At 71.3% G+C, this 12702-nt stretch carries 10 protein-coding genes; all 10 read left to right on the top strand.

Annotation, left to right across the window (positions count from 1 at the left end):
* Positions 1-29: 29 nt before the first annotated feature.
* The 10 genes from V1227_RS05325 (at position 30) to V1227_RS05280 (ending at position 12623) form a co-directional block, all read left to right on the top strand.
* Complete coding sequence (locus tag V1227_RS05325; RefSeq protein ID WP_329791339.1) at positions 30-1247, top strand: aminotransferase-like domain-containing protein; 1218 nt, start codon at positions 30-32, stop codon at positions 1245-1247.
* Positions 1244-1855, top strand: a complete 612-nt coding sequence (locus tag V1227_RS05320; protein WP_329791338.1) for a mycothiol-dependent nitroreductase Rv2466c family protein — start codon at positions 1244-1246, stop codon at positions 1853-1855. The genes V1227_RS05325 and V1227_RS05320 overlap by 4 nt, the downstream gene beginning before the upstream one ends.
* Positions 1856-2093: 238 nt before the next feature.
* Complete coding sequence (locus V1227_RS05315) at positions 2094-2399, top strand: chorismate mutase family protein (RefSeq protein ID WP_090104770.1); 306 nt, start codon at positions 2094-2096, stop codon at positions 2397-2399.
* A gap of 34 nt (positions 2400-2433) precedes the next feature.
* Positions 2434-4470, top strand: a complete 2037-nt coding sequence (gene pabB / locus V1227_RS05310; RefSeq protein ID WP_329791337.1) for an aminodeoxychorismate synthase component I — start codon at positions 2434-2436, stop codon at positions 4468-4470.
* Positions 4467-5360, top strand: coding sequence for a prephenate dehydrogenase/arogenate dehydrogenase family protein (locus V1227_RS05305; protein ID WP_329791336.1), 894 nt, complete (start codon positions 4467-4469; stop codon positions 5358-5360). Before pabB ends, V1227_RS05305 begins: the two co-directional genes overlap by 4 nt.
* Positions 5357-7036, top strand: a complete 1680-nt coding sequence (locus V1227_RS05300) for a class I adenylate-forming enzyme family protein (RefSeq protein WP_329791335.1) — start codon at positions 5357-5359, stop codon at positions 7034-7036. The genes V1227_RS05305 and V1227_RS05300 overlap by 4 nt, the downstream gene beginning before the upstream one ends.
* 115 nt (positions 7037-7151) lie before the next feature.
* Positions 7152-8210: a 3-deoxy-7-phosphoheptulonate synthase gene (gene aroF, locus V1227_RS05295; RefSeq protein ID WP_236224488.1), complete on the top strand. Its 1059-nt coding sequence runs from the start codon at positions 7152-7154 to the stop codon at positions 8208-8210.
* Between the two features lie 78 nt (positions 8211-8288).
* Positions 8289-10265 carry an FAD/NAD(P)-binding protein gene (locus V1227_RS05290; protein WP_329791334.1) on the top strand — a complete coding sequence of 659 codons (1977 nt, stop codon included), beginning with the start codon at positions 8289-8291 and terminating at the stop codon, positions 10263-10265.
* A gap of 116 nt (positions 10266-10381) precedes the next feature.
* A complete protein-coding gene (locus V1227_RS05285; RefSeq protein ID WP_329791333.1) occupies positions 10382-11806 on the top strand; it encodes a class-II fumarase/aspartase family protein in 1425 nt (474 codons plus the stop codon).
* Positions 11807-11813: 7 nt separating this feature from the next.
* A complete protein-coding gene (locus V1227_RS05280) occupies positions 11814-12623 on the top strand; it encodes an isocitrate lyase/PEP mutase family protein (RefSeq protein WP_329791332.1) in 810 nt (269 codons plus the stop codon).
* Positions 12624-12702: the final 79 nt, after the last annotated feature.

Raw genomic sequence — 12702 nt, 5'->3', positions numbered from 1 at the left:
TCGCGACACACTGAGAGGAGGAGTCCGTGATGGATCCCTCGGAGAGATTCAGCATTCGCAGCCGGGGCCTGCGCGCCTCGGAGATCCGGGCGCTGTTCGCCGTGGCGGCGCGCCCCGGTGTGGTGTCACTGGCAGGCGGCATGCCGGCCGCGGACGCGCTGCCCAGCCAGGTGCTGGCGCGCATCCTCGGTGAGGTCGCCGCCGAGCCCGGCGCGCTGCAGTACGCCACCGGGCAGGGCGCTCCCGGCCTGCGCGAGATGATCTGCGGCGTGATGGCGGAGGAAGGCATCGCCGCACACCCGGACGACGTCGTCGTCACCACCGGCGCGCAGCAGGCGCTCGACCTGGTCACCGCCGTGCTGGCCGATCCAGGAGACGTCGTGCTCGCGGAGTCGCCCGCCTACGTCGGCGCGCTGGCCACGTTCTCCGCGCACGGGGTGCAGGTCCGGCACGTCCCCGACGACGGCGCGGGCCTCAGCGGTCCCGCCATCGCCGAGGCGGTGGACGGGGTGCGCAGGTCCGGCCGGCGGGTGGCGTTCCTCTACACGGTGCCGAACTTCGGGAACCCCTCCGGCGTCACGCTCAGCGCGGCGCGGCGGGCCGAGGTGCTCGCCACGTGCGACCGGATCGGACTGCAGGTGGTGGAGGACAACCCGTACGGGTTGCTGCGCCTGGAAGGTGAGCCACTGGCCGCGTTGCGCGCCGCGCACCCCGGCGTGGTGTACCTCGGGTCGTTCTCGAAGATCCTGGCGCCGGGGCTGCGGGTCGGCTGGGCGCTCGCCCCCGCGGAGGTCACCGCCAAGGTGGTGCTGGCCGCCGAGGCCGCGATGCTCTGCCACTCGGGACTCGCCCAGGTCGCCGTCGCCCGGTACCTGGCCGACGAGCCGTGGATCGACCACGTCAAGGCGTTGCGCGAGCTCTACTGGGAACGCCGGCAGACCATGGTCGCGGCGCTCTCGGCGCTGATGCCGCGCGGCACCCGGTGGCAGGTGCCGGAGGGCGGCTTCTTCCTCTGGCTCGCGCTGCCGGACGGCGTGCGGGCCAAGGCGATGCTGCCGCGGGCGATCCAGGAAGGGGTGGCATATGTCCCCGGAACGGGTTTCTTCGCCGACGGCAGCGGTGACGACCACCTCCGGGTGTCGTATTCCTATCCAGAACCGGATGCCATCACGATCGGCGTGCGCAGGCTCGCCCGCGTCGTGAAGGAAGCCGCCGAACCGCAACCGAACCGGAGAACACCCTCATGACGGCCCAGAAACCGCGCGTCGACTTCTACTTCGACCCGGCCTGCCCGTTCGCCTGGATCACGTCCCGCTGGATCCTCGAGGTGGAACAGCACCGCGACATCGACCTGTCCTTCCAGGTGATGAGCCTGTCGGTGCTCAACGAGCACAAGGAGATCGAGCCCTGGTACCGCGAGTTCTGCGACCGGGCCTGGGGCCCGGTGCGGGTCGCGATCGCCGCCGCCGGCAAGTACGGCGACCAGGTCCTGCGCGAGCTCTACACCGAGCTCGGCACGCGGATCCACAACGGCGGCAACAAGGACTACCCGTCCGTCATCGCGGAGGCACTGGCCGCGCTCGACCTCGACCCGTCCCTCGCCGAGGCCGCCGGCTCCGACGAGTACGACGAGAGGCTGCGGGCCTCGCACCACCGCGGCATGGACCCGGTCGGCGAGGAGGTGGGCACGCCGACGATCCACATCGACGGCGTGGCCTTCTTCGGTCCGGTCTTCATGTCGATCCCGCGCGGCGAGCAGGCCGCCCGGTTGTTCGACGCGGCGGTCGAACTGGCCGCGTACCCCCGGTTCTTCGAGCTGAAGCGGACCCGCACGGGCGATTTCGACTTCAGCTAGCTCCCCACCGGCGAGGCCCCTGGCGAGACACGGCCAGGGGCCTCGCCGCGTACCCGGACCCCACACCTCCCGCCGACGAGGCCTCCGGACGCACGAGCCGGAGGCCTCGTCGCACACCCAGTCGGCGGCCCCCTGGACGTAACGAGCCAGGGGCGCCGCACACCCCTTGCTCCATCCCGCCGACGAGGCCTCCGGACGCACGAGCCGGAGGCCTCGTCGCACGTCCGGAGGATCCGACATGACCGCTCCGACCACCGTCCCCGTCACGAACGACGCCCTGGAAGCCCTGCGCGCCAAGCTCGACGCGATCGACGTCGTGCTGCTCGACACGCTGCGCCGGCGCATCGAGGTGTGCGTGGACATCGCGGTGCACAAGCGCGAACACGACGTGCCGATGATGCAGCCGCACCGGATAGGCATCGTCCAGCGGCGGGCGGCCGACTACGGCCTCGAGCACGGCGTCGACCTGGACTTCCTGCGCACCCTCTACGACCTGATCATCGCTGAGACCTGCCGCGTGGAGGACGAGGTCATCGGCGCCTGAGCCACCGCGAGAGCTGCGAAAGGGCGGCCCCACCATGCGCACGCTTCTGATCGACAACTACGACTCCTTCACCTACAACCTCTTCCAGCTGCTCGGCGAGGTCAACGGCGTGGCGCCCACCGTGGTCCGCAACGACGTCGACTGGTCTTCGATCGACGTGAGCGAGTTCGACGCGGTCGTCATCTCCCCCGGTCCGGGCAGTCCGGACGTCGACACCGACTTCGGGGTGAGCGCCAAGGCGATCCTGGAGAGCGGACTGCCCGTGCTCGGCGTCTGCCTCGGTCACCAGGGCATCTGCCACCTCTTCGGCGGCACGGTCGGGCTGGCGCCGGCGCCGGTGCACGGGCGGGTGTTCCCGGTGGAGCACACCGGCGTGGACGTCTTCGCCGGGCTGCCCTCGCCGTACAACGTGGTGCGCTACCACTCGCTGGCCGCGACCTCGCTGCCCGACTGCCTGGAGCCGGTCGCCTGGACCGACGGCATCGTCATGGGCGTCCGGCACCGCAGCCTGCCGATCTGGGGCGTGCAGTTCCACCCGGAGTCCATCAGCAGCGAGTACGGCCGTGAGCTCCTCGCCAACTTCCGCGACCTCGCCCTGTCCCGCAGCCGCGGTTATCAGGTGCACGTGCGCAAAGTGGCGGCGCTGCCGGACACGGAATCGTTGTTCCGCAAGCTCTTCGCCGGCGGCAGCCGGCCGTTCTGGCTGGACAGCAGCTCGGTGATCGACGGCCTGTCGCGGTTCTCGTACATGGGTGACGCCTCCGGGCCGCTCGCCGAGTACCTGAGTTACCGGATCTCGGATAACACGGTCACCGTCGAGAAGAACGGCACCACCACCGAGGTCGAGTCGCCCTTCTTCGCCTACCTCGACGAGCAGCTCGCCCAGCGCGCCATCCCGACACCGGAGGGCGTGCCGTTCGACTTCAACCTCGGCTACGTCGGCTACCTCGGCTACGAGCTCAAGGCCGAGTCCGGCGCGCACGCGGTGAACCAGGCGGAGGAACCGGACGCGGCGATGGTGTTCGCCGACCGGCTCATCGCGGTCGACCACGTCGCGGGCGAGACGTACCTGCTCGCGCTGAGCCTCGACGGCGTGGACGCCGACGCCCTGGCCTGGCTCTCGGTCATGGGCGACCAGGTCGCCGCCACGACGAGGGCCGGGGAGAACGCCGCGCGGACGACGCAGTGGTCCGACATGAACTCGCCGGCGGCGCGCAAGATCGCCGTGCTGCGACACGACCACGACGCGTACCTCAAGCGCATCAACGAGTGCTTCCACGAGATCGACCACGGCGAGTCGTACGAGATCTGCCTCACCAACGAGGTGAGCATGGACGTGCGGATCGACCCGCTGACCACCTACACGCACCTGCGCGGCATCAGTCCGGTGCCGTACGGCGCTTTCCTCGACTTCCCCGGTGTCTCGGTCATGAGCGCCTCGCCGGAGCGGTTCCTGTCGATCGGCGTGGACCGCGTCGCCGAGGCCAAGCCGATCAAGGGCACCCGGCCGCGCGGCGCCACGCCGGAGGAGGACGAGGCCCTCAAGGCCGACCTGTTCTCCAACGAGAAGGACCAGGCCGAGAACCTCATGATCGTCGACCTGATCCGCAACGACCTCAACGTCGTGTCGGAGATCGGCTCGGTGCACGTGCCGAAGCTGTTCGACGTGGAGACCTACGCGCCGGTCCACCAGCTGGTGTCGACGATCCGCGGCACGCTGCGGGCAGACCAGTCGGCGGTGGCCTGCGTGCGGGCGGCGTTCCCCGGCGGCTCGATGACCGGTGCGCCGAAGCTGCGCACGATGGAGATCATCGACCGGCTGGAGGAGGGCCCGCGCGGCGTCTACTCCGGCGCGATCGGCTGGTTCGGCCTCAGCGGCGCGGTCGACCTCAACATCGTCATCCGCACGCTCGTGGCGACCGCGTCCGGTGTCCGCTTCGGCGTCGGTGGCGCGATCATCGCACTGTCGGACGCCGAGGAGGAGTTCGCCGAGACCGCGGTGAAGTCCCGCGCCATGGTGACCGCGGTCGTCGACACCGCCCTCGAGACCGCGATCGGGGACGTGGCATGACGACCCGCTGCGTCGTCGCCGGCGGGCACGGCGCGGTGGGCACGTTGTTCGTCGAACTGCTGACGGCCTCGGGCTCCGAGGTGCACGTCGCGGACAGCGCGTCCGGAGCCGACATCACCGCTCCCGACGCGCTGCTCGCGGCCGAGCTCGCCATGGCCGACGTCGTGGTGCTCGCGGTGCCGGAACCCGTGGCTCTGCGAGCACTCGGACCGGTCGCCGCGGTGCTCTCGCCCGGCGCGCTGGTCGTCGACACGCTGTCGGTCAAGAGCCGTTACGCCGCAGCGGCCACCCACGTCCGATCAGATGTGGAGCTTCTCGGGCTCAACCCGATGTTCGCTCCCTCACTGGGTTTCCCCGGCCGGCCGGTGGCTGCCGTGGAGCTCGGCGGCGGCCCGCGCACCGAGGAGCTGCTCGACCTGCTGACCGGCGCGGGTGCCCGTGTCGTCCGTGTGACAGCCGACCGGCACGACCGGCTGGCCGCGGCGTCCCAGGCGCTCACGCACGCCGCCGTCCTGTCGTTCGGCGCGGCGCTGGCCGAGCTCGACGTCACCGCGGACGAGCTCGCCGCGCTCGCCCCACCCCCGCACGCGACCCTGCTGGCACTGCTGGCGCGGATCGCGGGCGGTACCCCCGAGGTCTACTGGGACGTCCAGTCGGCGAACCCGTTCGCCGAGACCGCCCGCGACGCTCTGCGCGCGGGCACGGCCACCCTTGCCGCCGCGGTCGGCGCGGGAGAGGCCGAGTTCACCGATCTTCTGTCGACTCTGCGTTCCGTGCTGGGCGATCGACTGCCCGGGTACGGCGCCCTCTGCGCCCAGATGTTCCAGACGCAGAACGAAGCCGGCCAGAGCGAAACACCTGTCAGCACCGCGAGAGGGGAATCTTCATGACCACGTTCGCACCCACCGTCCTCAACGTCGAACAGCGCGCCGCCGTCGCCGCGGACCCCACGATCGGCGGCGGCAACCTGCTCGCCTCCGCCATCGCCGCGAGCCCGGCTCCGGACCAGCCGTTCCTCCGCACCCTGAAGCCGCTGCTGAACACCAAGGGCGAGCCCCAGAACGAGTTCAGCCTGCTGCAACTGGACGAGCTCGTGCAGAGCTGGGCGGTCTGGTACCACGACGAGAAGGGCGTCCGCCCGCGCGACCGCGTGGTCGTGTGGATCGAGGACACCTTCGCCTACCACGTCCACTTCTACGCACTGGCCCAGATCGGCGCCATCGCGGTGCTGATCAACACCAAGGCGTCCCGGGAGATCGCCGAGTCGCTGACCGGTCAGACGACCCCGGTCGGCATCTTCGCCGGACAGTCCAGGATGGACATGCTGGCGGACTTCGCGGCGACCCTGCCGTCCGTCCGGTGGACCCAGGTGGCGGAGGAGCAGCCCTTCCCGCCACAGGCCGAGCTGACGACGGAGATGAAGTTCCGCCACCACGACGAGGACCCGGTCACGATCCTGCACTCGTCGGGCACCACCGGCCTGCCCAAGCCGACCATCCACACCCACGGCTCCATCGTCGCGGGTCCGAAGTTCCGGCTGGTCGACTTCAAGGAACAGCCGGGCTCGATGACCATGACCAGCCTCCCGCAGTCGCACCTGGGCTGCATCGCCTACACCGTGTACGCGGTGCTGTCGGGCTCGCAGACCACCGCGGGCTTCGACCGTCCCGGCGAGGAGATGGCCGGGGCGGTGGCCGAGTTCAAGCCGACCACGGTCATGTCGTTCGCCCACGCCTACTCCGAGATCCCCGCGCTGGACCTGGCGCCGGGAGCACTGGACTCGGTCAACGTGTGGGTGTCCATCGGTGACGCGGTGCACGAGGCGCACATCAAGGACATCCTCGGCCGGCGCAGTCCGGACCTGCCGCAGTCGGCGTTCTTCGACCGGCTCGGCACGACGGAGCTCGGCTGGGGTGTGCTGCTCAAGGTCCGCACGCTCGACACCGAGCGCAACGACCGGTGTGCGGGCAAGCCGGTCGGGGTCGCCGAAGTGACGATCCTGCGCCCCGACGGCACCTACGCCGACGACAACGAGGTCGGCCTGCTCGCGGCCAAGGGACCGGCCATCACGCCGGGCTACTGGGACAACCACGGCCTCAACTACAGCAGCCGCCTGTCGGGCTACTGGCTCACCGGCGACAACGGCTACCGCGACTCCAACGGCGACCACTTCCTGGTGGACCGGACGGTCGACGCGCTGGTCACCCCCGAGCGCACCGGTTACTCGGTGTTCATGGAGGAGATCCTGCTCGCCGACGTGCCCGACGTCGTGGACTGCGCGGTCGTCGCGGGCCGGGCCGGCGGGGACGTCGTCCCGGTCGCGGTGGTCGTGCCGCAGCCGGGCACCGATCCGAACCCGGACAAGATGCTGCGGCTCGCCAACGAGGAGCTCGCCCGTGCGGGCCACCTCACGCTCGGCGCGCTCGAGCTGGCGCGCACCGACGAGGACTTCCCCGTCGGCGTCACCGGCAAGGTGCTCAAGCGGAACCTCCGCGAGAAGTACGCCGACCTGCCCGCCTACACCACGTCCGCCGACCCCCGGTCGTTCGCCGCAGTGACGGCCTGACCGGTCGGTCCCACCCCCTGCTCGTGCCCCGCGGTGGTCCGTTGCCGCGGGGCACGAGTGTCCACACCGGAACTTCTTCCACACCAGACTTTCTTCCGCGCCCAGGAGGTTCACCGTGTCCAGTCAGTCGATTCTTTCCTTCGCCCCCGGCACCCCGGCTTCCCGCCTCAACGAGTGGCTGCAGTTCTTCGACACCAACGGCACCACCGCCGTCCAGCAGTTCCTGGGTGACGCACCGGTGATCCTCGCCCACGGTCCGGGTGTCGAAACCAGGGCACCCGCGTCGTTCACCGCACCGGTGGCGAAGGTCGCGGTGACGGGCGACTTCCGGCTGGGCCGCAGGGAGCTGCGCCCTCAGGGAACGATCGTGCGCATCGGTGACGCGGCCGTCGGCGACGGTTCCCTCAACGTGTTCGCCGGTCCCTGCGCGGTGGAGAACGAGCAGCAGCTGCTCGCCTGCGCCGACGTCGCGGCCAACTACGGGTCGGTCGGCCTGCGCGGCGGCGCGTTCAAGCCCCGCACGTCGCCGTACTCCTTCCAGGGCCTCAAGTGGGCCGGCCTGGAACTGCTCGCCGGAGCCCGCCAGCACACCGGCCTGCCGATCCTCACCGAGGTGCTCGACCCCCGCCACGTCGAACGGGTCGCGGAGATCGCCGACGGCCTGCAGATCGGCGCCCGCAACATGCAGAACTTCGAGCTGCTGACCGAGGTCGGCAAGTCCGGCCGGCCGGTGGTGCTCAAACGCGGCTTCGGCTGCACCGTCGACGAGACGCTGGCGGCCGCGGAGTACGTGCTGGCGCAGGGCAACGACCAGGTCATCCTGTGCGAGCGCGGCATCAGGACGTTCGAGCACGCCACCCGGTTCACGCTCGACATCTCGGCGGTGGCGCTGATGAAGCAGCGTTCGCACCTGCCGGTGATGGTCGACCCGAGCCACTCCGTCGGCATCCCGGCACTCGTCGAGCCCGTCTCGATGGCCGCGGCCGCTGCCGGCGCGGACGCCCTGCTGATCGACGTGCACGTCGCGCCGGAGCAGGCGCTGTGCGACGGCAAGCAGGCGCTGCTGCCGTCCGACTTCGGCGCTCTCATGGGCAAGCTCGAGCTCCTCGCGATGGGTCTCGGCCGCAAGATGGCGGGCGTCATGCGCCCCGTGCTGGCCGACGTCGAGCGCTGATCTCCCCCTTCCCGACCTTTTCCGACCGACTCCCCCACCGCGAGGGGCCGAGTGTGGTCGTGCCCACTGGAGGACACCGTGACGCACATCTGCATCATCGGCGCGGGGCCACGCGGGTTGTCGGTGCTGGAGCGCCTGCACTCGACGGCTGCGGCGCAGAACCCACCCCAGTCGATCACCGTCCACGTCGTGGACCCGAACCTGCACAGCGGCAGCGCGGTGTGGCGCGTCGACCAGTCACGAGAGCTGCTGATGAACACAGTCGCAGCCCAGATCACCATGTTCGCCGACGAGACCGTCACCTGCGCGGGCCCGATCGTGCCGGGACCGAGCTTGCACGAGTGGGCGCGGTTCGCCGAGCACCTCGGCAAGGAGGACCTGCTGCCGGACTGGGTGCGTGCCGAATGTCGCGACCTCGGTGCGGACTCCTACCCCACCCGCGCGCTGTACGGCCACTACCTGCGGTGGGTGCTGCGGCACCTGCTGCGGACCGCCTCGGCCAACCTGACCATCACCCTGCACACCGCGACCGCCGTCAACCTGACCGACGCCGAGGACGGGACGCAGGTCGTCGAGCTCGGCGACGGCACCGTCCTCGAAGGACTCGACTCGGTGGTCCTCACCCAGGGCCACCTGCCGACGATGATGTCCGAGATGGAGCTCGAGCTCGCCGAGCACGCGGCTCGCAACGGGCTGAACTACGTCGCTCCCGGCAACCCCGCGAACGCCGACCTGTCGTTCGTCCAGCCCGGCGACGAGATCGCGTTGCGCGGAATGGGCCTCAACTTCTTCGACCACATGGCCCTGCTGACCACGGGACGCGGCGGCCGGTTCGCCCGCTCCGACGACGGATCGCTCACCTACCACCCGTCCGGCGCGGAACCGGTGCTGATCGCGGGCTCCCGCCGCGGCGTCCCGTACACCGCCCGCGGCGAGAACCAGAAGGGAGCCTTCGGCCGCCACGAACCGCTCTTCCTGACACCGTGGGTGATCCGCACCCTGCGCCGGCGCGCCGAGCGGGGCCGTCCCGCCGACTTCCGCACGGAGATCTGGCCGCTGATCGACCGCGAGGTCCGTTCGGTGTACTACACGGCACTGGTCGCCCAGCGCTCGTGCTCCTGCGAGGCGGAGGTGTTCTCCCGGCGGTACCGCGCGGTGTGCGAGGAGGAGTTCGCGAACACCCCCGTCGGAGAACCGTTCGACCAGCCGAGGTCCGACGCGGAGAACATGCTCCTCGACCGCTTCGGCATCGCGGAGGCCGACCGCTGGGACTGGAACGCCATCTCCAAGCCGTACGGCGACCAGGAGTTCGAAGACACCGGCTCGTACCGCACGTGGCTCGTGTCGTACCTGAAGGACGACGTGCGGGAAGCGTTGCGCGGCAACGTGCAGAGCCCCGTCAAGTCCGCTTTGGACGCCATGCGCGACCTGCGCAACGAGATCCGCCAGATCGTCGACCACTCCGGGATCAGCGGCGACTCGTACCGCGACGACCTGCAGAAGTGGTACACGCCGTTCAACGCCTTCGTGTCCATCGGCCCGCCCGTGCGGCGGATCGAGGAGATGATCGCGCTGATCGAGGCCGGCGTGCTGCGCGTGATGGGACCGGGCATGGAGGTCCGCCCGGCTCCCGACGGGGCCTCGTTCCTGGTGAGTTCGGCCCGGGTTCCGGGCGAGCCGGTCCAGGTGACCACGCTGATCGAGGCGCGGCTGCCGGAGCCGGACATCCGCACCACCACGGACCCGCTGCTGGGCGGACTGCTCGCCCGCGGCGAGTGCGTGCTGCACCGCATCCCCCTCTCCGGCGGCGGCCACTACGAGACGGGCGGCCTCGCCGTGGGCCCGCGCCCGTACCCCGTGCTCGGCCCCGGACGGGTACCGCACCCGCGCCGGTTCGCCTTCGGCGTGCCCACCGAGACGGTGCACTGGGTGACGGCGGCGGGCATCCGTCCCGGCGTCAACTCGGTGATCCTCGCCGACGCGGACGCGGTCGCCCAGGCGTGCGTCGCGGCGACCGCGGCCGTGCCGCGGTCGTCGCTCATCGCCGGCTTCTGAGCCGGTCAGTCCCCGATCCCGCGGGGCGCCGCACCTCCCCTGGCGGCGCCCCGCTCCCTCCTACCCGCTCCCTCCCCCACCAGCCTTCTCCGACCCCTTCCACCCAGGAGTCCGTCATGCCCGACAGCGCTTCCCGTGACAGCGCTTCCCTCGACAGCGGGCTCCTCGCCCCCGTGCGCGCGGGCGTCGTGGCCGCGTCGCTGACCGACGACGCCGCGTGGTTGCGCGCCATGCTCGACGCCGAGGCCGCCCTGGTGCGAGCTCAGGCGACACTCGGCGTGGCACCGCGCCACGCGGCCGACGTCATCACGGAGGTCGCCGGCACCGCGGAGTTCGACCTCGTCGCCCTGGCCAGGGCGGCCCGCGGTGCCGCGAACCCCGTGGTGGCCGTGGTGGGCGCACTCGGCGCGGCCGTGGCGGAGGTCGACCCCGCGGCCGCGCAGCACGTGCACCGCGGCTCGACGAGCCAGGACATCCTCGACACCGCCGCCATGCTCGTCGTGGCCCGCACCAGCACCGAGATCCTCGAAGACCTCCGGCGGGTCGAGACCGCCGCGCTGCGGCTCGCCGCGGCACACCGCGACACGCTCATGGCCGGCCGCACCCTCGGCGCGCACGCCGTCCCCGTCACGTTCGGCCTCAAGGCCGCGGGCTGGGCGACGGCCGTGCACGACGCCGCGAAACGGTTGAGCAGACTGACGTTGCCGATCCAGCTCGGCGGCGCGGCGGGCACCCTCGCCGGCTACCTGGAGAGCGCGAAGGCCGAGTCCGGCGGCGAGGTCGCCGAGAACTACGCGCGGCTGCTCGGTGAGGAGTTCGCCAAGCAGACGGGACTGTCGGCACCGCTGCTCCCCTGGCACACCAACAGGATTCCCATCGCCGAGACCGGCTTCGCCGCGGCACTCGTCACCGGTGTGCTCGGCAAGATCGCCGTGGACGTGCAGGTGTTGTCGCGCACCGAGATCAGCGAGGTCGCCGAACCCTTCGCGGAAGGCCGCGGAGTCTCGTCCGCCATGCCGCACAAGCGAAACCCGGCGCTGGCCACCCTCATCCGCGCGGCCGCCACCCAGACACCGGGCCTCATCGCGACCCTGGCGTCGTGCCTGCCCGCGGAGGACGAGCGCCCCGCCGGCGCCTGGCACGCCGAGTGGCACCCGCTGCGCGAGCTGCTCCGGCTCACCGCGGGCGCCGCCGAAACCGCCGTGGAACTGGTCGAAGGCCTGACCGTGGACACCGAACGGATGCGCGACAACCTCGACCTGACGCACGGCCTGATCGTCTCGGAGCGCCTGTCCGCCACCCTGGTGCCGCGCCTCGGCCGCACCGAGGCGGTCACGGCGATCCGCGCCGCGTCCCTCACCGCCCACCACACGAGGACGCCGTTGCACGACGTACTCGCCGCGGACCCCGCGGTGACCGCGCACCTGACCGCGACGGAGCTCGCCGACCTGACCCGGCCCAGCGGCTACCTGGGCGCGGCGCGCAGCCTGGTCGACGACACCCTGGCCGCTCTGGCCTGGCCCCGCACAGACACCGAATGAGGCGATGATGGTGAACCAGAAAGCGACGGCGTTCCGGAGCCTGCACGACGACGGCCTGCTGGTCCTGCCCAACGCGTGGGACGCCGCCAGTGCCGCGCTCGTCGAGCGGGCGGGGGCGAAAGCGATCGCGACGACCAGCGCCGGTGTGGCGTGGTCGCTCGGCCGCCGCGACGGTCAGGGACTCAGCCGCGCCGAGGCGGTCGGTGCCGTCGCCAGGATCGCGGCCGCGGTCGGCGTGCCGGTCACCGCCGACGTCGAAGGCGGCTACGACGACCTGGCCGCCACCGTCAGCGAGGTGATCGATGCCGGCGCGGTCGGCGTCAACGTCGAGGACTCGAAGGACGACGGCACCCTGTTCGGCATCTCCGAACAGGGTGAGCGCCTGGCCGGGGTTCGTGCCGCGGCGGCCTCGGCAGGGCTGCCGGAACTGCTGGTCAACGCGCGGATCGACGTCTACCTGCTCGGCATCGGGGCACCGGGGGGACGGCTCGACGAGGTGCTGGCCCGTGCCGCCGCGTACGCGGACGCCGGCGCGGACTGCCTCTACGTCATCGGGCTCAGCGACCTCGACGCGATCAGCCACATCGCCGAGGCGTCCGCACTGCCGCTCAACGTGCTGGCCTTCCCGGGCGCACCGACCGCGGCCGAGTTCGAGGCCGCGGGCGTGCGCCGGCTCAGCGTCGGCCCGCTCGTCGCCCAGGCCGCGTACGCCGTCGCCGAACGCGCCGCCGCGGAACTCCTGGCCACAGGCACCTGCGAGGAGCTGGAAGGGGGTGTCGACTACGGCACGCTGAACGCCCTTTTCCGAAGGCGATAGACCCGCCTCCACCGCTATCGACTCGCTATCGACCCACCCTGCACAGACCGACAGAGCACCGATCGAGGACCGATGGAGC

Origin of the sequence: Lentzea sp. DG1S-22, from assembly GCF_036321065.1 — a bacterium.
In the GTDB taxonomy this organism is placed as follows: Bacteria; Actinomycetota; Actinomycetes; order Mycobacteriales; family Pseudonocardiaceae; genus Lentzea; species Lentzea jiangxiensis.
The sequence above is the reverse complement of the archived record's forward strand: the minus strand, read 5'-3'. Positions and strand labels throughout refer to the sequence as shown.

Excerpts from the sequence above, each read along its gene's own strand:
- V1227_RS05325 (WP_329791339.1), top strand. The coding sequence starts at position 30 with ATGGATCCCTCGGAGAGATTCAGCATTCGCAGCCGGGGCCTGCGCGCC.
- V1227_RS05280 (WP_329791332.1), top strand. The coding sequence starts at position 11,814 with ATGGTGAACCAGAAAGCGACGGCGTTCCGGAGCCTGCACGACGACGGC.
- V1227_RS05300 (WP_329791335.1), top strand. The coding sequence starts at position 5,357 with ATGACCACGTTCGCACCCACCGTCCTCAACGTCGAACAGCGCGCCGCC.
- V1227_RS05305 (WP_329791336.1), top strand. The coding sequence starts at position 4,467 with ATGACGACCCGCTGCGTCGTCGCCGGCGGGCACGGCGCGGTGGGCACG.
- V1227_RS05315 (WP_090104770.1), top strand. The coding sequence starts at position 2,094 with ATGACCGCTCCGACCACCGTCCCCGTCACGAACGACGCCCTGGAAGCC.
- pabB (WP_329791337.1), top strand. The coding sequence starts at position 2,434 with ATGCGCACGCTTCTGATCGACAACTACGACTCCTTCACCTACAACCTC.
- V1227_RS05320 (WP_329791338.1), top strand. The coding sequence starts at position 1,244 with ATGACGGCCCAGAAACCGCGCGTCGACTTCTACTTCGACCCGGCCTGC.
- V1227_RS05285 (WP_329791333.1), top strand. The coding sequence starts at position 10,382 with ATGCCCGACAGCGCTTCCCGTGACAGCGCTTCCCTCGACAGCGGGCTC.